Source organism: Marinobacter sp. MBR-105, from assembly GCF_053628895.1.
Map to the genome: position 1 here is coordinate 1 of NZ_JBRJHG010000002.1, position 18,472 is coordinate 18,472.

Consider the following 18,472-nt stretch of genomic DNA (forward strand, 5'->3'; position numbering starts at 1 on the left):
ATAGCGGCTGTTGGTGCTTGGTGAACGGTGTAAGGTCCTGAAACTATAGCACTTTCAGCCGCTTTCTTTTATCCCGTCATGAGAAATCCGGGCTAACGGCCAATACGTAAAAAAGGCAGCCTCGGCTGCCTTTTTTATTGCTCAGATCCGGCCAGATTTATGTTCCCCAGCCCATCCCGCTATCGAAAACTCTTAATTACTCTTCAGATTAATCTGTTTAGGGCCGGCAGCAGTTAATTGTGCGCTTTTACCTTTAACCACATATTCAACACGCCCACCGGACTTTAAAAAGGCAGCTGTCTGCTCTTCAATCTCAGCAGACGTTAAAACAGCTTTTACGACTTTCTTGCTCATGATATTTCCCCGGTTCGCTATTGGCTTATTCGCCAATATAAGCGCTCCAGTATAACTGAAACAGGAAAAAATTGCTGTCGGAGCATTTTGGGATCGTTTATTCCCTCGTCACACTTCTCCGCTCTGCCTCCAACAACGCCCGCTTTCGCTCCAATCCCCAGCGATAACCGCCAAGCCCGCCATCGCCCCGCAATACACGATGGCAGGGAATCAACACACCAATCCGGTTCTTGCCACAAGCTGACGCCACGGCCCGCACCGCCCTGGGCTTGTCGATCTTCGCGGCCACCTCGCTGTAGCTCAGGACATCGCCCTCGCGGATACTCAACAGAAACTGCCAGACTTTTACCTGAAACGCGGTGCCTCGCATATCCAACGGCAAATCCGGCCGTGGGGCTCCCGCACTGATATGCTGATCCAGGGCTTCCATCCAGGCATCAAGTTCCGGGGCGTTCCGGGCTGGTGAGGCGGTCAGCTCAGCCTTAGGAAATTCCGACCTCAATCGGCCCACCAGCGACGCTTCATCGTCACCGAATTCCACAAAGCAAACACCCCTATCCGTGGCCGCCATCATCATCAGCCCCAGTGCGGTGGTTCGGCCGGCATAGACGATGACTTCACCCGCACCACCGGCCCGATAGGTCCTGGGCGGCATACCGATGCTACGGTTCGCTTCACCGTAGACACGACTTACCGAACCAAACCCGGAGGCGAATATCGCGTCCGTCACTTTACTCCCGTCTTTCAGGGATTGCTTGAAGCGCCGCATACGGACGGCATCCTGATAGGCTTTTGGAGAGACACCAAACGCCGCCTTGAACTGTTTCTGTAAACGGGACGGTGACAGAGCGGCCACCTTCGCCAGGCTCGAGAGCGTGAGTGCTTCATCGGCGTGCATCTCAATGTGCTGTGCCACCCTGACCAGCCTGGCTACCCGTGCACTCTCCCCTGCCGCAGAGTCGCCGACGCCTGTCGTCCAATCGCTATCCTGTTCCGGGGAGCGAGACATCTCATCACCCTTTTAATCATGGTCGTAGCGATGAGTAAAACCGACTTCGACAATGGTTTCCATCCGATTGTTGCCGCCATTGGTTTTCGGTTCTGCCCCCCTGACAATGGCAGGCCCTAGCTCGAGACGGTTTGACACACTCCCAAAGCCTGCGCCTTCACGTACTCACAAAACGCCTCGACATCCGGGTTGTGGAATTCGTCCGAGATAAACTCGCTGGGAATCAGCCCCTCATCCCAGCGCGTTGCCACCAGTGTCACCTCAGGGGTGGCGTCATCGTCTGAATAAATGCGGACCACTGCCGTGGTTTGATGAATGTACAGGTCCCGGAGTGGTCGGCTGCAACGCAGGCTGTCCGCAGGCTGATCGGCATGACACTGATACCCCGAGCCGGTGAAGAAATCGCGGGCAACCGACAACAGCTCCCCTGCTTCCTGCCCGGCAGACGAGGATAGATGAATGGAACGGGGCACGTCCCCGATCACGTTGGTGCAACCCGGCAGCACAAGCGCTCCGGCAATCACCAATGATTTGAAAACCTTCACAACAATGCCCCCGCCTAAAGTGTCAGAACGCAAACCGCACCGAACCCTCACCCTGGGCATGCAGCCAGCGTCTCCAGTCCAGGCCCAGCATGTTGACCCCGCCGATGTAGTTGTCGTCTACCAGGTAATACGAGAGTGTGCGGTCACCTCGGTTGAAGTTATGCATCAGCCGCACCAGAAAACTGCGGCGCGTGGGCTTGGCAAGCAGGAAATAGACAAACTGGCCAGCCTGTGCACGTACGCTGCCGCTACCAGACATATCTGAGTGTCGCCACTTGTTGCTGGGCAGCTTCAGGAATTGATCGATGCCGGTTAACCGACCCTGTTCACGGGCTTTAGCGACAATCCATCGGTTTTCCGGGTGGCTCTCGAAATACAGGCCGGCGTCATCCCGTTCCAGCATCTCCATCTGCTCGGCAAGCCCCTCGTTCAACCAGGCGGGAGCATAGGGGACGATGGAATTGACAACCGCATGACTGACCTCATGCTTGATGGTTCTGAAGGTGCGTTCCCTGTCCTCCTGAATATACACCACAATCTGATGCTCAGATGGCATGTACAAACCGTAGGATGCAACCAGCCAACCCCTGTCCCGTTGAATCAGGTAGTTCCGGTAACTGACCATATCCTTGAAAATCAGAATATTAACGGGCACCGTCCGGTACATATCGAAAGACAGCACGTGGTCGTAAAACTCGTAAACATGGTTCACGCCATCGACAATCTGCTGGTTTTCCTCGGCGGTCAGCTCCAGATCAACCGTTTCAATGCGGATTTCAAAACGCGACCATTCGGAGGCCCTGGGTTTCACGTCGACCACTTCCTGTTTAACGCTATGATCCTGGCGGTCGCTGAAGTGCACCTTGCCGTGCTCATCTACCCATTTGTAGATCTTTGCATGCGATGCCGTCGCTACAAGCAGTAGCAGTACGAGCACTGTGGTTTGAAAGGTAGCCGACATGATCCGAGTAGACACCGCTTAAAAGCTGACAGATGATTATATCCGAATCATACAGGGCGATAGACCAGAAGGCATCCAACGCGCCACCGTAGCGTCGCTTAACCAGTCAATAGGCCTTACGATACTGCCCCCGATAATCGAAGATTCGCTCCTGCACTTGCCAGTAATGCTTCTGCTTGCGGGCAATCACGAAATCCGGCGCGGGTAACAGCACCTGCATCTCCAGCACCTCATTTGCCCGGGCAAAGACTTTCGGAGCCTGGCCATTGGCAAACCGTCGGCCAAACAGCTTGTTGAACACGGCGCGCTGGCCGGGCTTGCTGAAATCGAAAGACTCCCGGAGTTCCTCCCCGTCTTCTCCGTGGTAGGTCATCCGAAGTTTCTGGCCTTCTTCCGCCAGAGAAATGCCGGCGCATCGGATGACCATGGCATCCTTAAGCCTGAGAGCATCACGCAGTTGATCATCCGGGTCGATAATCGCCTTGTGGCAGTGCCCGCAGTTGCGGGCAGCGATGTCATTCTCACCACCACAATGTGGACATTCCTTGAACCGGAACCGGTAGTCGCATTGCTGTGGCCACCCAGCGTCATCTTCTATGGATTCCAGCAGGCCCTGGCACCGGCGGCCATAATGCTCAACGACACGACCGTCGCTGTCGGTTTTGCCCCAGAAGATGTTGGCAAAACCGCAGCCCGGGCAGAACACCTGCACCGGTTCACTGTCGAGGTTGGGCTTCGGCTCCCCAACTTCCGGATGATGCAGATTGACATGATTGCCGGCGTAATCAATCACCAGGCAATCCCGTTTCCCCTCATCCAACCGCAAGCCTCGGCCGACAATCTGCTGATACAGGCTTACCGACTGAGTAGGCCGCAAGATGGCGATCAGGTCCACATGAGGGGCATCAAACCCGGTCGTCAGCACAGACACATTCACCAGGTACTTCAACTGCCGTTGTTTGAAGCGCTGGATCAGCTGGTCGCGATCTCGAAGATCAGTCGCGCCGGTCACCAGGGCGGTTTCCTGCTCAGGCAAATACCCGGCAATTTCCTGCGCGTGCTGCACTGTCGCCGCGAAAACCATCGCCCCCTGGCGCTCGGCCGCCATCTCCATCACCTGTTCGATGATGGCACGTGTCACCCGCTGATGTTTGCTCAACAACTGGTTGACGTCTTTCTCGGCGTATTCGCCAAAGCGGTCCTGCGTGAGTGCGGAGAAATCGTATTGGGCCACAGCCGCGTTAACCAATTCAGGCCGGGTGAGGTAACCACGGTTGATCATGTAGCTCAGGGGCAATTCGTAGATGCAGTGCCGGAAAGGCTTGTCCTGTTCGTCATCGGAGCCACGAACAAAACCCCGGTAGTGGTAACGATAGATCCATCCCATGGCCAGGCGGTAGGGAGTAGCGGTGAGCCCAAGCACCTTCAGGGAGTCATTCTGCTGCCGTAAAAGCTCGATGATCCGCTGGTACTGGCTGGTTTCCTCGCCACTCACCCGGTGGCACTCATCGATAATAACCAGCGAGTATTCATCCCGGAACTGGTCCAGATTCGCCGCCACCGACTGCACACTGGCAAAGGTCACCTGATGGTGCTTCTCCTTGCGTTTCAGCCCGGCCGCAAAGATCCCCCCCGACAGACCATAACTCTGGTACTTGGCGTGATTCTGCTCCACCAGTTCCTTCACATGGGTCAGGACCAGAATCTTTCGGCGCGCAAGACGAGCCAACTCGGCAATCACCAGGCTCTTGCCGGCACCGGTCGGCAGCACAATGACCGCAGATTCATCCGATTTACGGAAGTGGTTCAGCGTGGCGTCGACGGCTTCCTGCTGGTAAGGCCGAAGCTGGAAAGGAGCATTCATGTTGCCGGACTTAGATCATCAACCCAGTGAAAAGTCCGACATGGTAGCAAATGCGGTGACCCTCAAGCCGCCTTTTTCATCACCGGCGCCAGCCACTTCCGTTTGGCTTTCTCCACCAGATCACGGGCATCGTGATTCCAGGGATGAAAACCGGGGCTGTAGTACTTGAAGTAAGAGGGCAGGAGTTTGCGGAATACACCTGGCTTGCCCCACATGTAATTGAGACCGTTCGCCCAGGATTTCAGGTTGAACAACTGGCCGTCTTCTTTCATCAGTTGAATCAGGTGAATGCCGCTAGAGACCGGGAACAGCACGCTAACCACCATCATCTCGGTCAACCGGACAAACTCGCTGCCTCCGATTGTCTTGTATACGTCGAAAGCCACCGCCTTGTGCTCGGATTCCTCAATCGCATGCCAGGCCCAGATGGGAGCCATACGCGGGTCCATCTCTTCCAAAGCGTCATATTTCAGGAGGAATTCCTCTGCCATCAGTGCCGTGAAATGCTCCACCGCCACCGTATGGGCCAATTGGCGCTCCGGACTCAGGCGCTTGCGCAGCACATTCATCAGCCACAGCACCTCGCGCTCAAGGCGTTTGAGGTTGATGCCGCGCGCCTGCATGTATCCGTTCAGGGCCTCGTGTTCCTTCGAGTGGTGCGCCTCCTGGCCGATGAACGCTCGCACCGCCGCCTTTAGCTCCGGGTCTGTAATCTCTTTCTGATAATGGCGCACGGAGTCAATAAAGAACCGCTCACCAGGCGGGAAACTTGCAGACAGGGCCGCCAGCAACAGCGTTTTGGCAGGATCACTATCCCACCAGTACTTGGGCACGTCTTCCGCCAGGTCAAAATCCGGCTGACGAACTTCGGGAAGGGACGCCCTGGTTTTGGGAGACGGCGTGGGTTGAGTACCGGTTATGGCTGTTCTGGCGTTCATTTCAGGACTCCGGAGCTGATGTCTGACAATCCATCATACGGGGGCCGGGTCCGGCGCTGGAACAGCAAAAGAGGACAGGATGACGCAGCAAAATACTGTATAAATATACACTACCCGTGATAAGCTGCGATTTCATTAACGGTCTTACCAACCATCATTACCCCGGAGGCGATGGCATACCATGGGCGTAAAAGCACTCTACTATTCCGAGAGGGACGGACTGGACATGGCACTGAAAAACCCGGACAAAATGTTGTTTTCGTCCAAAGCAGAAGCCGATGCCCGGGACAAGGTTCTTGAACTGTCCGAAGAGATTACCACCTTCCTGCAACGTAAGGTCGGCGGCCTGTCTGAAGAGCTGGCAGAACAGTGCGCCCTGGCCATTGCGGAAGAAAAAGAATTGTTCACCAAGGCACTGAAAAAGCCGGAACTGCTGAACGAAACCGTCGAGGCCGAGTAACCCCCGCCCTTGGTCAGAGATGTTGAACGCCCTGGCCGTGAAGGTGGCCATGGGCGATCATGCTCGAAGACACTTAGTCAGGCTCATGATCCTGAATATCAAAGTGCCGTGATCGCACGGAACTCACCTCCACATGAATGTGGCGGCTGTTCAGGCCAAAATCGGACACCGCTTGCCTCACGGCATTCCGGATTTCAGCAAAGGCCCGGGCCTCGTCTTCCGGTAGCACCATCAGCATGACGGCGAACACGGACTCCTTGTGAACCTCGCCATCGTATTCGCCTTTGAAGGCATGGCCATCTTCAGCCCAGTAACCGGCGAGCCAGGAACTATCCTCCCCTCCCATCACCGTCGCCCCGCCAAACTTCCGGGAAAGCTCCCGGGCGATCTGCTCACTCGCCCGAGGGATCTGTCCCGGTTCTGCTGACAGAATTACAAGAAAACGAATTCTTTCACTGCCCGACATGGCAAACTCCTTTTCATCAACGCTTGGCGAGATAGATGTAGAACGAGATCAGCACAAGAATGGTCGTCGACAGCGCAATGGAACCATCCGGCTGGAGCCACTCAAACACATCCAGCACTCCGGGAATATCATCACGGTCCAGGCTCCGGGAAGCCGTCGTCAACGAAATAAACAGATCAATAACGGCAACGCCACCGATACCGGCAAGAATCAATTCAACCGAACGATCGAGCTGGCTTTTTCGTGCCTCCAGCAGGCGGGAGATCTTGGAGCGAATCAAGCTCGTGCGCTCCAGGGAACCCTCAATCAACTCGCCGAGATTCCAGGCCGCATACGCAGCTCTGACCACCTTGGCTCGCTCAGCCTGAACCCCGATGATGGCCTCATTGAATTCAAGGCGAGTGAATTCCAGATGGTCCAAGGTCTTCGTAATGTCGCCCATCAGCCGATGCAAATCTTTACTGCGGTGTCGCGAGCCCGCAAAGTCGTTAAGCTCCGAATAACTGGACTTCAGAATACCGCCGTATATCGACAACACGGCATTGTAAAGCTGGCAGACGGACAGGCCGCGCAGCCAGTTGTCCGCCTGGGCCTCGGCATCGTCCGCAACCGCCAGGATGTTGCCCGAGCCCACAAACTGTCTGGCCTCCAACAAAGCCTCCGTTGATCCGGTATACGACGCCCAAAGTCGCAGACTGTCTCCAAGCGGACCGTTCAGGGTGCTCGGAGGCGTCACCACGTATCGCCCTGTCCACAGCACATAGGTGTCTGGCGCTTCCGGCGAATCGAACGAAACATCCCGAAACACCGTAAGCTTCTTCGGATCTCGAAGGTACGAGACCGCGCCGGAGGCTTTGTATCGCCTGCTCTTGCGGAATCCGAGTGCGTACTGGTGAAACGCCGGGTATACCGCGTGCTCATAGACCCGTTTGGCCAGATTGGAAAGCGCGCCGTCCAGGCTATGCCCTCGGAGCAGATCACCAAGGCCTGATTCGCTGGTTTCAAAGGCCACATCCAGCTGGAGCAAGGCGACTGTGTCATCGTAAAGGTACAAACGACAGCACTCGATCGCACCTCCGTTGTTGACCAATAGTTGGCTGATATCAGAAGGCAAAGACACGTCACCCATCGCAACCGAGTAACATGCGAAGGGTTGGAAGAACGCTGGCAGGTTATCGTGCTCAAGCGTCCCGTAGCCATTGGCCCACGGCCATTCAAAGCTACTGAGGGTGTCGGTTTCAGCTAACAGATTGACCAATCCGCCGGCACTGGAGCCAGCCTCCGCCATCTGTTTCAGGGTATCCGCAGCGCGACGCTCGCTGTCTGCACTAATGGGCGATCGCACAGGCGACAGCGTTCGCACTTTTAGCATGTTGGATTTCCTATGGTCTTTTTCAGAGATTCGTCAGACATAAAACGTCCCGCAGTTTACCCTTGAATGCCACGCTTTGGTAAAACCAGTCATCGCCGACCACGCAACATGCTGTGTGCCACCCTGAAGAAGGAGAGCTCAAATGAACACCCCCTTGCCTTACTCCCAGGCCTGCGAAAACAACAAAGCCCCCATTCTGGAAAAACTGCGTGACGTCTTTACGTCACCAGGTACCGTCCTGGAAATAGGAACCGGCACCGGCCAGCACGCCGAGCACTTCGCTGCGGCTCTGCCCCACCTGCAATGGCAGCCCACCGACCACCCCAGAGCGGCGCACATGGCCGGCGCCCGACTGCAACAGGCCGCCTTGCCCAACGTCCTCCCAATCCTTGAGCTGGACGTAAACCAAATGCCATGGCCTGTGTCCACCTGTCGATGGGCATTCTCAGCAAACACAGCTCACATCATGGCCTGGGAGGAAGTTGAAACGATGTTTCAAGGCGTCGCCGCCTGCCTTCAAAAAGACGGTGCGTTCTGCCTGTACGGGCCGTTCAAGCATAAGGGCGGGTACACCAGCGAGAGCAACAAGGCGTTTGATCAGTCGCTGAAATCCCAAGCACCCCACATGGGCATCCGAGATATTGAAGCCCTGTCTGAGCTGGCCGAGGCCGTTGGCCTGCAACTCCGGGACGATTTTGCAATGCCCGCCAATAATGAACTGCTGGTGTTTGTTAGGGGCATCTGCGAGCCGTAGCCAATCCGCACAGCGAGATTTGGGTCCTGCCACGAGTACAGAGAGGGCTCAGCACTCGATCAAAAGCCCATATGGCCGTTCCAGAGCTACCCGCACCTCGCCGATTGAAAACACCCTGGCGAATTCCGCAAATCGCTGCCCCTCAAACCATAACTGCACCACCGGCAGCGAGAAAATACCCTGAGCCGCACACAGCGCACCGGCTGATGCCTGGCAATCAATGTAGGCAGTAACCAGCTTCGGGAATTGTTCACTGGAAAGGCGCTCCAGTTGGGGCTTGATAGCCTGGCAGACGCCACAACTTGCCCCGCCATATAGCAGCAGCACCGCAGGGTTGGACTGCAGCAATGTTGAGAGCTCGTCGTCCGAGCAGACGTTTTGCATCATCAAAACCTTAGAAGCATAACCGGCCTGATCTCCAGGGCCTGCCTGACGAACTCGGCGCCCGGCCACAGTAACAACCAGCAAAGCACTGCGAGATTGAGGACGACATTGAACCAGAAAGACACCTGGTACGAGGTCTTTCGGGTTTTATGACGAAAGAATTGCTGGCCCACCAGTGCCCCCGGCCAACCGCACAGGAGTTCAAACAGATGCAACCGCCCCTCAGGGACACGCCTCTTGCCGCTCTCAGCTGCCCCCTTGTCGACGGCATACATCAAGAAGGTCACTACACTCATTACGCCATAGGCCGCCGGCAACAGCACTGGCACATAACCCTGAACGTACAACACAGAAACCGCCCCTGCGACTGCAGCGGCAATCAACAGAGCAAACCAAACGCCCGTGGCGACCGCTACGCTGTGTCTCGCCACGCCAGCGTACTGGAAACTGGACGCCCTCAGCCGCCCCTTCTCATCTTTTGTCTGTGCGTAGACCACCTTGCGGCTGGCCGAGGGCCTGCCCCGGCCCTGATAGGCGCTGATGTGGGCAAACAGACGCTCGCCACCTTTCTCTGGCGTGATAAAACCGAAACCCTTGGCGTCGTTCCATGAGGTGAGTAAGCCTTTTTGATTCACGTGGTGCTTCCTTGATTAGTCTTTTCCGATTTTCCCTATATCACTGTTTCCGCAAGCGTGCTAAAAGATTGCGCCCGGCCGTCGCCAGGGTATTCTCTCCTTCAGGATATCAGCATGTCATATAAATTTTTCTATAAAGGTCGGCAAGACGCCCGCCAGCACCACACGGCTTACGGCGGCTTTCAGACCAACGCCAGCCAAAAGAGCGGCAGCAAGAAGTACCCGCTAACGCTGGTGGTTACCAGTGAAGCGCGCAAGAAAGAAGTTGAGGCTCAAGTGGCCGCGGCGAAACTTCACGCGACCATCTCCGTTGATACCCGCGAGGGCGCCGTTGAATCCGTTAACGAGCTCACGTCTATCCTGAATAAAACGGGAACAGTCACCACAGCAAAATCTCCCTCCCGCAACGACGCCTGCACTTGCGGTAGCGGACTCAAATTCAAGAAATGCTGCGGCTGAGAGTAACCGGGGCATAGGGGGCATTATTATGATTGTATGCGGTGTAGAACTGACCGGCAGCGACGCGGTGGTGTGCATGCTGAATATGGACCGGGGCCAATTCAACCTGCCCGACTGCAAAGTACGCAAACTGTCGCTACCGAAAAACCACAGCCGGGACGACCTGAAAACGTTTCAGGCCACCTTTGCGGAGTTGATGGCCGAATACGGAGTGGCCACGGTCGCGATAAAAGAGCGGATGCAAAAAGGCAAGTTTGCCGGTGGCGCCATCAGCTTCAAAATGGAAGCCGCCATCCAGTTGATTGCCGACTCTGAGCTGAACGTGACCCTGGTGCCCCCGGCCCTGATCAAATCCACCCTGGCGTCCAACCCCGTGCCCATCACCTTTGCCGACACAGGCCTGAAAGTCTTCCAGGAAAATGCTTTTATTACCGCCTATGTGGCACAGCTTCAGGCTCGTTGAGGCGGCTATCAAGATAGTGTTCAAGCTCAGAGTTATCGTATATGATAACAAAAAGGCAAAGGAGCACCCATGGATTGGGAGATTGAATTCTACGACTCAGTAGGCGAAGAGTTGGCTAAGATGCCGCCAAAGATTCAGGCCAGAATGATTCGGCTGATGGAATTGATGGAGAAGCACGGGGCCAACCTTGGAGAGCCGCACACAAAGTCTTTAGGTGGTGAGCTGTTTGAAATCCGAGCAAAAGCCAAAGAAGGAATAGGTAGAGGAATCTTCTGCTACATGCAGGGCAAACGGATCATCATCCTGCACGTGTTTGTAAAAAAGGATCAAAAGATACCGAAGAAAGACCTAGAGCTCGCGAAAGAGCGTTTAAAGGAGGTCAAAAAATCATGAATTTCAAACAGTTCAGACAAAAGGCACTCGAAAATCCGGAAGTTCACCAGGAGTACGATGCCCTCCAGGAAGAATTCAGCCTGATCGACCAGTTGATCGCAATGAGGACTAAAGCAGGCCTTACTCAGGAAGACGTTGCGAAAAAGCTCGGAACCAACAAAAGCAACATCTCGAGGCTTGAGAGAGGCCGTAGCAACCCAAGCTGGGGAACGCTCAACAAATACGCAGCAGCCTGTGGCTTTCGGGTAAAACTGGAAGCAATTGAATACGACCCAGCCTCTCAGCATTGATCGCCAGTCCAATACGGTTTGGATTTGGGCAATTGCCAGGACTGAAGCAGGAAACGACTTCGCCATGACAAAACCCAAACGCATCTACCTGGCCGGCCCGGAGGTGTTTTTCCCACACGAAGAACACAACACTATCGTCGCCGAGAAAAAGCGCCTGCTGCGCGAAGCCGGCTATGAAGGCATAGACCCACTGGACACCGCCCTGACGTTTTCCGACGAGGAAGCGAAACCGGCGCGCGGCCACCGGATCTACCAGGCCAACCGCGAACTGATGGACAGTTGCGACGCCGTCATTGCCAACCTCACCCCCTTCCGAGGCATCAGTGCGGACCCGGGCACGGTGTTCGAAGTCGGCTACATTATCGGCCAGGGCAAAGCTGCATTCGGATTCACAATGGACCGCAGGCACTACCGTGAACGCGCGGGCGCAGCCGATCGGGATGAACTGGGCCACAGCATTGAAGACTTCGAGATGAGCGACAACCTGATGATTGAATGTGGCCTCCAGGAGTCCGGTGGCCAGCTACTCGTGGCAGAACAGCCCGGCGAACACCGGTTTTTCTCGGCTGAACTGTTCCGCCGTTGTGTTCAGGCGCTGATAGACTACTCCAACTCCAGGTAATACTCACTCGCTACCGCCAAGTTCTGCCTGAGTAATCTGATATATTTCCGGACTCTAGGCTTCCCAAAACGCTGCAAGCTCAACCACCTTAAAGCCGTGGCAGTCCCTCTCCGGCATATCACTGGGCAAGTTCGGGGCCGCCCCCTGCTCCAGCAAGGCGCGATAGAGCTGTTCCGCTCCTTGTGCGGTCGAAGTAAGCGCAGCCGGTAGAATATCTATTGTCGATAGCCTAGACCGGGTTGTTCCCAATATCGGAGAGCAATCCAATCGGTGCCAATTCCGCAGTGACAATTGTGAAGCTACCAATACCAAGCGCGGTCACGGCAACCCAATCACGCCAGGTTGTGGTTCTAGCGTACATTTTTCTCTCCTCCCTGCGTTGCGCCATGAGACTGTGTGCCCAACCGGTCTTCCTTGAAGGCCAATTTTGCCGCTGTAATGGCATTCATTGCGGCAGGAATTCCCGCATATACAGCAACTTGGAGGACAATCTCGACAATTTCCTCTTGCGTCACTCCAATATGCAGCGCTGCGCGCATATGAAACTCCAATTGGCCTGGTGCCGTGCCTACGGCAGACAACATGGCGACAGTGAGCATCTCTCGTGTTCTAAGTGATAACCCCTCACGCGCCACTACATCAGCAAAGGAAAACCCGAGAAGTATTTCTACAGCCTCGCTGTGAAACTCATCAAGGCTTGCGGCAACCTTTCCCGGCGCGGCCGGGTCGAGTGCTTCGAGTAGATTTAAAGCTTGAGCGCGGCGATCAGAGCCTGGAGAACTCATACATTCACCCCCTTCATGCCTTCCTCGCTGTAACGCTCACCCACTACTGGCAATGACTCAGTGGCGGTTTCGAGCTCCCGCTGCTCCGCTACGGTAAGACTGACATCTGCTGCTGCGACATTCTCTTCCAGGTAGCGCAACTGCTTGGTACCAGGGATTGGAACGATATCGTCCCCTTGGGCTAACAGCCACGCCAATGAGAGTTGAGCTGGCGTGCACCCTTTAAGCTTGGCTTTTTCAGCTATAACATCGGCAATTCGGCGGTTCGCGCCGATTGCTCGTTCCGCAAACCGTGGGAGGTGAGCACGAAAGTCGTTATGATCGAACTCTCCGGGGTCTTGAAATCGCCCTGTCAGAAAACCTCGGCCCAGGGGGGGAGTATGGAACAAAACCAATACCCAACTCACGGCATGTCGGCAGAACATCGCGCTCTACCTCTCGAGCCCAAAGTGAATACTCAGTCTGAATAGCGGTAATCGGGTGCACTGCATGAGCCCTTCGTAAGGTTTCAGCGCTCACTTCACAAAGACCAATACGGGCGATTTTCCCTGATTGAATGAGCTTCTCAAGCCCGCCAATCGTCTCCTCTATTGGCTCCTCCGGATTGACGCGATGCACGTAATACAGATCGATTTGCTCAATTCCTAACCTACGAAGAGAGGCTTCGCATGCCCTGCGCGCATAGTCGGAACCGTTCTTCAAGCTCCGCTTATATTCGCCAGGATTACGCACAATGCCGAACTTAGTCGCGACGTGAACAGGCGCCTTACTACCGGCTAGAAACCGACCGATAAGCTCCTCATTGTGGTGTGGCCCATACATGTCGGCGGTGTCGAAAAAGTCAACGCCGAGCTCCACCGCCCTTTCCATTACACGCAACGACTCACTGTCATCACGGGGCCCATAGAACTCGCTCATCCCCATGCACCCTAATCCGATCGATGAAACGGAGAAGCCTGTTCCAAGCACTCGTTTTTCCATGTCTGACTCCTTGATGTCTAGAACTAAATCGTGACAGACTCGAAAAATGGAAAATACAAACAAATTTGGCAAAAGGATTTCCATTATCGGAAACGAGATGCCGAGGGGCATGGTTTGGGATGACACCCGCGCCTTTCTGGCAGTGGCCCGTTGCGGCACGCTAAGCGCCGCAGCCCAGAACTTGAATGTAGGCATTGCGACACTTTCACGTCGCATCGAGCGGCTTGAGTCGGCACTAAAACTTCCGCTTTTCGTACGTCAGCAATCGGGATACGAGTTAACTGAGGACGGTGCTGAGTTGATAGAAAAGGCCGAAGCCTTGGAGGCTGCAGCGCACGCGTTTGCCGTAGGCGCAGACACCCAAGCGCAGATGAGTGGCCACGTGCGTCTGGCTACAGCGGAAAATGTCGCCACCGAACTCATACTGCCGGAACTCCCGGCATTTCGAGCCCAATACCCCGATCTGTTGGTTGAGCTGGTTACAGACATATCAACCGCCAACCTGCATCGACGCGATGCGGATTTAGCATTGCGAATGGTGCGGCCAGAAAGGGGCAACGTCACACTTCGTGCTCTCGGCACCTTGGGGTATGGACTCTACTGCAGCACGTCCTATGAGCTAAGACGTGAGAGCAACCCGGACCTAGGTTACTACGATACGGATGATTTCATTACCTGGGGGGAAATGTACTCACATTTGCCTGCCGCTCAGTGGATAGAGCGGATCTTGCGTGGAAGAAGACCCGCCCTGACAACCACTTCACTAGCCACCCAGGTGGCCGCAGCAAAGGCAGGGCTTGGGCTCGCACTGTTGCCACATTTCATCGCTCAGAACTCAGGACTCGTTTGTGTCGACACCGATCTTGGAGTCGATCAGCCTATCTATCTAGTCATACAAACCGACTTGGCAAAGTCTAGACGAATCAGAGCCCTGGCAGACTTTCTTACAGACGTGGTGGCCAGAAACGGTGAGCGCTTGGGCGGGTAACGTATGCCACCATTTCTTCTAGCTACACGCAGATCTATTTCAGCGCTGCGCTGATCGTCGACTCGCATTCAAAGTAGTTCACTCGCTGCCGCCAAGTACTGCCCGAATAGCCTGATACATTTCCGGATTCCGGGCCTCCAGAAACGCTGCAAACTCCAACGCATTGAAGCCGTGGTAGTCCTTCTCCGGCATATCAATGGGCAGGTTCGGGTCCGCCCCCAGCTCCAGCAAGGCGTGAAGGTAGTCCACATTGGCATAGAGAACGGCTTCGTGCACGGGCGTCAGCCCGTTGTAATAGCCGTTCACCGGCTCTCCCCGTGCCGCAAAATGTCGGAGCAACCCATAGCCTCGGCGCGTCATGATCGAGTCAGGTTCGTGCGTATCCAGCGTCGTGCCCACAAAATTAACCAGAGGCTGCGAACAACCGTCCATCGCGGTCATCGCTTTACCACAGCGCTCATAAGGCCAATCGAAATTTGTCAGAAGCCAGTAGGCAACGGCAGGCCGGATCGCCAGACTGTTGAAATCCGAAGGGCTCCAGGGCACTTCTTCGGGATCAAGAATCGCTATGACGGATAACCCCCAGGCATCGGAGCCAAACGCCCAGGTGCGATAGAACATCGGGTACAACGTCAGGGCAATCACCAAGGCCCCTCCGCAAAGCGTCAGTGCCTTTTTGTGACCCAGAAAGTATTTTATGAGCACGTCACTGCTCCTTGATGACGCTAGCAAAACGGCTGGAAATCCCTTGCAAAAGCCCCTGCAATTAGCGGGATCTATTAATCAAACGCCCCAAGGTACCAACCGGAAAAGAAAAACAAAAACGTAAGAATCAAGCACGCGGTATAGGGCACAATCACCCAAAGCTTTAATGAACGAGGTAACGGCTCCTCCTCGTCACCCATTCGGGATTCGATACGAGCCCCTATACGCGGAAACTTCCGGAATACGAAAAAAGCATAGACATGCGAAACCCTCATCCAGCGACCAATAGGACCATTACCCCAGATACTGCGAATTCCATCCAATTGCTTACCGGGCGTTGCAATCCTCCGCTCGACTTCCTCGGTTTTGCGAAAAAACAGCGTGACCATCAGAAACATCAAAAGAACACCAAGGAGCATACAAGCTGCCCCTATGATTGCCGCTAAGTCAGCCAAGAACTCTTCAGTCATGGACAACCTCTCTCAGCTTTGCTCCAATAGTCTCACCACCTACTCCGCCAACAAATCCGCCACCTGCTGCACCGAGGCCACCCGCGATAACCGCACATGCCACGCCACCTATTCCAGCGGTCGTAACTCCGAACGCTACGCACGTAGACGTTGCTAGGGCACCTCCAATACCGCCACCCAGCATTGAACCAGTCAATTTACCCCCCTCCTGGTAAGCTACGACCTGACAATCCTTCTCGTCACCCGCAGTGCAAGCCTCACGAATTTTCAGCGCGGACATGGAGACATCCAGAGTAATCCCGAGATATCCCACATTTCGGGCATACTTTGCCCCTTTAGCCACCCGCTCATAGTGCGTAGCGTAGCCGGGTATGTCACCCACCCCAGCCTTATTCCAGTGATTAACAATACTTTTCGACGACAACCCCAGCGCTCGTTTCAGCTTGGCATCGTCATCCAGCGACATCCCCCGGCGGGCAATGCTTCCCAAAGCAAAATCCAGTTCCTTGAAAAGCGCCCGCCGTTTCTCGAAGAACTCCGGATGGTTTAGATGGCCGTGTTTGCGGTAACTCTCCTGATGAAGACGCTCAATGTTCCTCAACGTCTTCTCAATACTGCTGATCTGCTTCGACACCATCACGGCGCCTGCACCGAGCCCCGCCGAACCCGTTGAGGTAATGGCTTCCAACAAGTCGTAATACTTAACGAGAAACTCCGCCTCGTCCTGCTCCAGCGACCTTACCTGAGCATTTACGCTAGCAGCCACCTCCATCAATTCGGCTTCTTTCTGAGTGCATTCCGTGCTCTCAGGGTCGCTCAATACAATCATCTCACCGGGCAACACCTGTGCGCCAAGATCCGGATTCAACCAATCAAAGCTATTTGGTTTTGCCGAGGCATCGCCGTACAGCGCACTCAACAATTCTCTTTTACTCATGGGTGCCTGAACGACATGGAAGCCCGGCTCTATCTCGGGCTCTGGCTGACCATTAGTTGGAGTTGAAGTCACAGTTGGCCCAGTCATACTGGATGCTACCGGCCCACCTGCCACAGGATTACTCGCACCAATCCCGGAACCATTGGTCCTTGGTGATACAGGAATAGCGCTGCCAGAGTGAGTAGCAGGAGGTGCCGCCCGCGAAGCGATCTTTGACGGCGCGGGGGAGATCCCTGAAAACGGCGCAGGCGAATGGCTATCACCAATCACAACGCTACCAGTGCCGATCGTGACACCACCACAAGAGATTGCACTGCCAGTCACTGCAGCAGGAATGCCATTAATCAGTACCGTTGCCGAACCCGCAGCAATAGCACGAGGATGAGGAGGGTGCTTTGGTTTGGAGTGTGGCGCGAGAGGGTCGCCAACGCGGGCGACGGGTTTGCCATCAATCAGCACGTCTGGAGAGCCCGCAATCACCGGCGTGGGAGGGAATCCTTGGTGGTCTGTTCCCAAGTCACCCAACAGCACAACTTTCTTGCTCATTACTTTGTTCCTTCTTTCCTTGAAGAGTCATCCATTTCAGTAGCCGTCACTGGCAACCAGAGCCCTATGGTAAACAAATGCTCACCAATACCCAACTCGAAGCTGATGCTTACAAATACTCCAAGAACATGATGATTGAGGGTGATATCCCTGAGCTCGCTGGTCCGCTATTTGTGGCCGGCCACTAAAAAACAAGCCGATCATTGCTCGCCAAATAGGGAAAGAAGCGACGGCGGCAAACACTATTTTCTCAGAGGATCTACTCAGACTTTTCCGTCTACGCAATCAAATCCGAAAACACCTTGGCAAAGGCCCGAAAATCGCCCAGGTGCTTACTGCAAATGGCGTACACGATCTCCCAGTTCACATCGTCATAATTGTGAACCATCACATTTCGGAATCCGACGGACTTCCGCATGCGAGACGCCAGCTCAGTATCGATGCTACGAGTTGTTCATCCATGCGTTGCGTCGACCTTCGAGGATACGTTTCTGGTAAGGGACAAAGTCCTCGTTTTCCATGATATTGCGATAAATCAGGTCACCCCATTGGTGGCGTGTGCCGACAACCTGTATGCCAGTGCTGACAATCTGGTTCAGTAAAGGCTGCCCCGCTGTGCGCAAGTCCACCAGGTCCACAGGGCGGTTGAAGGCCAGAGCAATGGCTTCGGTTAAGGCAATACGCTCATCCGCACGGAGCTCTTTGTCAGCCTGAACGGCAATATCTATATCGCTGTCTGGCCGGGCCGTTCCCCGAGCTATGGAGCCAAAGAGAGCGGCAACCCGGATATGCGGGAAATCAGCCAGTAACTCGCTGAGCTTCTCGATATCGGGATGTTTGGTTAGATCAGGGGCCATGGTTCTCGCCTGGACTGTCTAGATTCTGAGTGTATCAGAAAGCGTTCAAGTGGGCGGCCCAGAACAGAGTGTTCTCCGGTCATGCAGCCTCCCGGATCCCATTGAGCAACCTAGCTCAAACTGTGGGATCACAAAATGATATTCTCTTCGCGAAACAAGATCACTTATGGCAAAGAGAAGCATCCATGGGAAAATCCAGACTCATTGGCCCTCTCCTGCTCGTTGCAGGCACAC

General features: G+C 54.9%; 24 protein-coding genes and 1 pseudogene. 8 read left to right on the forward strand and 17 right to left on the reverse strand.

From position 1 onward, the window contains the following. Positions 1-192: 192 nt before the first annotated feature. The 6 genes from ACSSVV_RS02930 to ACSSVV_RS02955 all read right to left on the reverse strand — a co-directional run bounded on the left by ACSSVV_RS02930 (position 193) and on the right by ACSSVV_RS02955 (position 5,671). The gene (locus ACSSVV_RS02930; protein WP_023008498.1) at positions 193-354 is read right to left on the reverse strand and encodes a hypothetical protein; all 162 of its coding nucleotides are present in this window, start codon (positions 352-354) and stop codon (positions 193-195) included. 97 nt (positions 355-451) lie between these two features. Then, positions 452-1,363 (reverse strand): bifunctional transcriptional activator/DNA repair enzyme AdaA, encoded by a 912-nt coding sequence (locus ACSSVV_RS02935; protein ID WP_023008499.1) that lies wholly within the window; start codon positions 1,361-1,363, stop codon positions 452-454. Positions 1,364-1,479: 116 nt separating this feature from the next. Continuing rightward, on the reverse strand, positions 1,480-1,908 hold the full coding sequence (locus ACSSVV_RS02940; RefSeq protein WP_454105541.1) for a hypothetical protein: 429 nt from the start codon (positions 1,906-1,908) through the stop codon (positions 1,480-1,482). A gap of 22 nt (positions 1,909-1,930) precedes the next feature. Beyond that, positions 1,931-2,869 (reverse strand): DUF4124 domain-containing protein, encoded by a 939-nt coding sequence (locus ACSSVV_RS02945; RefSeq protein WP_236040826.1) that lies wholly within the window; start codon positions 2,867-2,869, stop codon positions 1,931-1,933. Between the two features lie 106 nt (positions 2,870-2,975). After that, entirely contained in the window at positions 2,976-4,733 is a 1,758-nt protein-coding gene (locus ACSSVV_RS02950) for a DEAD/DEAH box helicase (RefSeq protein ID WP_222448857.1), read from the reverse strand. A gap of 62 nt (positions 4,734-4,795) precedes the next feature. Then, positions 4,796-5,671 carry a metal-dependent hydrolase gene (locus ACSSVV_RS02955; protein WP_222448856.1) on the reverse strand — a complete coding sequence of 292 codons (876 nt, stop codon included), beginning with the start codon at positions 5,669-5,671 and terminating at the stop codon, positions 4,796-4,798. Between the two features lie 181 nt (positions 5,672-5,852). Between ACSSVV_RS02955 and ACSSVV_RS02960 the strand changes: the two genes are divergently transcribed. Then, positions 5,853-6,131 (forward strand): YebG family protein, encoded by a 279-nt coding sequence (locus tag ACSSVV_RS02960; protein ID WP_022992826.1) that lies wholly within the window; start codon positions 5,853-5,855, stop codon positions 6,129-6,131. A 73-nt stretch (positions 6,132-6,204) separates the two neighbouring features. On the opposite strand, the gene ACSSVV_RS02965 is transcribed toward ACSSVV_RS02960, so the two are convergent. Next, entirely contained in the window at positions 6,205-6,597 is a 393-nt protein-coding gene (locus tag ACSSVV_RS02965; RefSeq protein ID WP_022992827.1) for a hypothetical protein, read from the reverse strand. Between the two features lie 16 nt (positions 6,598-6,613). Next, positions 6,614-7,969, reverse strand: a complete 1,356-nt coding sequence (locus ACSSVV_RS02970; RefSeq protein ID WP_454105542.1) for a hypothetical protein — start codon at positions 7,967-7,969, stop codon at positions 6,614-6,616. A gap of 142 nt (positions 7,970-8,111) precedes the next feature. Between ACSSVV_RS02970 and ACSSVV_RS02975 the strand changes: the two genes are divergently transcribed. Next, complete coding sequence (locus tag ACSSVV_RS02975; protein WP_023011214.1) at positions 8,112-8,723, forward strand: DUF938 domain-containing protein; 612 nt, start codon at positions 8,112-8,114, stop codon at positions 8,721-8,723. A 48-nt stretch (positions 8,724-8,771) separates the two neighbouring features. Here the strand turns inward: ACSSVV_RS02975 and ACSSVV_RS02980 are convergent, their stop codons facing one another. Both ACSSVV_RS02980 and ACSSVV_RS02985 read right to left on the reverse strand, forming a co-directional pair. Continuing rightward, positions 8,772-9,107, reverse strand: coding sequence for a thioredoxin family protein (locus ACSSVV_RS02980; RefSeq protein WP_031209987.1), 336 nt, complete (start codon positions 9,105-9,107; stop codon positions 8,772-8,774). A 2-nt stretch (positions 9,108-9,109) separates the two neighbouring features. Further along, positions 9,110-9,742 (reverse strand): DUF1294 domain-containing protein, encoded by a 633-nt coding sequence (locus tag ACSSVV_RS02985; RefSeq protein ID WP_022992831.1) that lies wholly within the window; start codon positions 9,740-9,742, stop codon positions 9,110-9,112. Positions 9,743-9,856: 114 nt separating this feature from the next. Between ACSSVV_RS02985 and ACSSVV_RS02990 the strand changes: the two genes are divergently transcribed. From ACSSVV_RS02990 to ACSSVV_RS03010, 5 genes are all read left to right on the forward strand, one after another. Next, entirely contained in the window at positions 9,857-10,201 is a 345-nt protein-coding gene (locus ACSSVV_RS02990; RefSeq protein WP_023011215.1) for a PBPRA1643 family SWIM/SEC-C metal-binding motif protein, read from the forward strand. A 28-nt stretch (positions 10,202-10,229) separates the two neighbouring features. Next, the gene (locus ACSSVV_RS02995; protein ID WP_023008506.1) at positions 10,230-10,664 is read left to right on the forward strand and encodes a DUF3010 family protein; all 435 of its coding nucleotides are present in this window, start codon (positions 10,230-10,232) and stop codon (positions 10,662-10,664) included. Between the two features lie 69 nt (positions 10,665-10,733). Further along, a complete protein-coding gene (locus tag ACSSVV_RS03000; protein WP_022992834.1) occupies positions 10,734-11,057 on the forward strand; it encodes a type II toxin-antitoxin system RelE/ParE family toxin in 324 nt (107 codons plus the stop codon). Further along, positions 11,054-11,347, forward strand: coding sequence for a helix-turn-helix domain-containing protein (locus ACSSVV_RS03005; protein WP_022992835.1), 294 nt, complete (start codon positions 11,054-11,056; stop codon positions 11,345-11,347). Before ACSSVV_RS03000 ends, ACSSVV_RS03005 begins: the two co-directional genes overlap by 4 nt. A gap of 64 nt (positions 11,348-11,411) precedes the next feature. Continuing rightward, positions 11,412-11,969, forward strand: coding sequence for a nucleoside 2-deoxyribosyltransferase (locus ACSSVV_RS03010; RefSeq protein WP_199452414.1), 558 nt, complete (start codon positions 11,412-11,414; stop codon positions 11,967-11,969). Between the two features lie 350 nt (positions 11,970-12,319). On the opposite strand, the gene ACSSVV_RS03015 is transcribed toward ACSSVV_RS03010, so the two are convergent. Continuing rightward, positions 12,320-12,754 carry a carboxymuconolactone decarboxylase family protein gene (locus ACSSVV_RS03015; protein WP_454105543.1) on the reverse strand — a complete coding sequence of 145 codons (435 nt, stop codon included), beginning with the start codon at positions 12,752-12,754 and terminating at the stop codon, positions 12,320-12,322. Further along, positions 12,751-13,735: pseudogene (locus ACSSVV_RS03020) on the reverse strand (aldo/keto reductase). The gene ACSSVV_RS03015 and the pseudogene ACSSVV_RS03020 overlap by 4 nt, the downstream one beginning before the upstream one ends. Positions 13,736-13,781: 46 nt before the next feature. Here ACSSVV_RS03020 and ACSSVV_RS03025 point away from each other — a divergent pair. After that, a complete protein-coding gene (locus ACSSVV_RS03025) occupies positions 13,782-14,723 on the forward strand; it encodes a LysR family transcriptional regulator (RefSeq protein ID WP_022993463.1) in 942 nt (313 codons plus the stop codon). 78 nt (positions 14,724-14,801) lie between these two features. Here the strand turns inward: ACSSVV_RS03025 and ACSSVV_RS03030 are convergent, their stop codons facing one another. The 5 genes from ACSSVV_RS03030 to mntA all read right to left on the reverse strand — a co-directional run bounded on the left by ACSSVV_RS03030 (position 14,802) and on the right by mntA (position 18,238). Next, a complete protein-coding gene (locus ACSSVV_RS03030; protein ID WP_022993464.1) occupies positions 14,802-15,428 on the reverse strand; it encodes an ankyrin repeat domain-containing protein in 627 nt (208 codons plus the stop codon). Positions 15,429-15,502: 74 nt separating this feature from the next. After that, positions 15,503-15,898, reverse strand: coding sequence for a hypothetical protein (locus ACSSVV_RS03035; RefSeq protein WP_454105544.1), 396 nt, complete (start codon positions 15,896-15,898; stop codon positions 15,503-15,505). Beyond that, positions 15,891-17,381, reverse strand: coding sequence for a type VI secretion system PAAR protein (locus ACSSVV_RS03040; protein WP_454105545.1), 1,491 nt, complete (start codon positions 17,379-17,381; stop codon positions 15,891-15,893). The genes ACSSVV_RS03035 and ACSSVV_RS03040 overlap by 8 nt, the downstream gene beginning before the upstream one ends. A gap of 277 nt (positions 17,382-17,658) precedes the next feature. Beyond that, complete coding sequence (gene hepT, locus ACSSVV_RS03045) at positions 17,659-17,823, reverse strand: type VII toxin-antitoxin system HepT family RNase toxin (RefSeq protein ID WP_085987371.1); 165 nt, start codon at positions 17,821-17,823, stop codon at positions 17,659-17,661. Position 17,824: 1 nt separating this feature from the next. Next, positions 17,825-18,238, reverse strand: a complete 414-nt coding sequence (gene mntA, locus ACSSVV_RS03050) for a type VII toxin-antitoxin system MntA family adenylyltransferase antitoxin (protein WP_022991744.1) — start codon at positions 18,236-18,238, stop codon at positions 17,825-17,827. Positions 18,239-18,472: the final 234 nt, after the last annotated feature.

Coding starts and splice junctions, on each gene's coding strand:
- ACSSVV_RS02935 (WP_023008499.1), bottom strand. CDS start 1,363: ATGTCTCGCTCCCCGGAACAGGATAGCGATTGGACGACAGGCGTCGGC.
- ACSSVV_RS03040 (WP_454105545.1), bottom strand. CDS start 17,381: ATGAGCAAGAAAGTTGTGCTGTTGGGTGACTTGGGAACAGACCACCAA.
- ACSSVV_RS02945 (WP_236040826.1), bottom strand. CDS start 2,869: ATGTCGGCTACCTTTCAAACCACAGTGCTCGTACTGCTACTGCTTGTA.
- ACSSVV_RS03035 (WP_454105544.1), bottom strand. CDS start 15,898: ATGACTGAAGAGTTCTTGGCTGACTTAGCGGCAATCATAGGGGCAGCT.
- ACSSVV_RS02950 (WP_222448857.1), bottom strand. CDS start 4,733: ATGAATGCTCCTTTCCAGCTTCGGCCTTACCAGCAGGAAGCCGTCGAC.
- ACSSVV_RS02970 (WP_454105542.1), bottom strand. CDS start 7,969: ATGCTAAAAGTGCGAACGCTGTCGCCTGTGCGATCGCCCATTAGTGCA.
- ACSSVV_RS02960 (WP_022992826.1), top strand. CDS start 5,853: ATGGGCGTAAAAGCACTCTACTATTCCGAGAGGGACGGACTGGACATG.
- ACSSVV_RS02975 (WP_023011214.1), top strand. CDS start 8,112: ATGAACACCCCCTTGCCTTACTCCCAGGCCTGCGAAAACAACAAAGCC.
- ACSSVV_RS03015 (WP_454105543.1), bottom strand. CDS start 12,754: ATGAGTTCTCCAGGCTCTGATCGCCGCGCTCAAGCTTTAAATCTACTC.
- ACSSVV_RS03005 (WP_022992835.1), top strand. CDS start 11,054: ATGAATTTCAAACAGTTCAGACAAAAGGCACTCGAAAATCCGGAAGTT.
- ACSSVV_RS02955 (WP_222448856.1), bottom strand. CDS start 5,671: ATGAACGCCAGAACAGCCATAACCGGTACTCAACCCACGCCGTCTCCC.
- ACSSVV_RS02980 (WP_031209987.1), bottom strand. CDS start 9,107: ATGCAAAACGTCTGCTCGGACGACGAGCTCTCAACATTGCTGCAGTCC.
- mntA (WP_022991744.1), bottom strand. CDS start 18,238: ATGGCCCCTGATCTAACCAAACATCCCGATATCGAGAAGCTCAGCGAG.
- ACSSVV_RS03025 (WP_022993463.1), top strand. CDS start 13,782: ATGGAAAATACAAACAAATTTGGCAAAAGGATTTCCATTATCGGAAAC.
- ACSSVV_RS02965 (WP_022992827.1), bottom strand. CDS start 6,597: ATGTCGGGCAGTGAAAGAATTCGTTTTCTTGTAATTCTGTCAGCAGAA.
- ACSSVV_RS02995 (WP_023008506.1), top strand. CDS start 10,230: ATGATTGTATGCGGTGTAGAACTGACCGGCAGCGACGCGGTGGTGTGC.
- ACSSVV_RS02990 (WP_023011215.1), top strand. CDS start 9,857: ATGTCATATAAATTTTTCTATAAAGGTCGGCAAGACGCCCGCCAGCAC.
- ACSSVV_RS02930 (WP_023008498.1), bottom strand. CDS start 354: ATGAGCAAGAAAGTCGTAAAAGCTGTTTTAACGTCTGCTGAGATTGAA.
- ACSSVV_RS03010 (WP_199452414.1), top strand. CDS start 11,412: ATGACAAAACCCAAACGCATCTACCTGGCCGGCCCGGAGGTGTTTTTC.
- ACSSVV_RS03000 (WP_022992834.1), top strand. CDS start 10,734: ATGGATTGGGAGATTGAATTCTACGACTCAGTAGGCGAAGAGTTGGCT.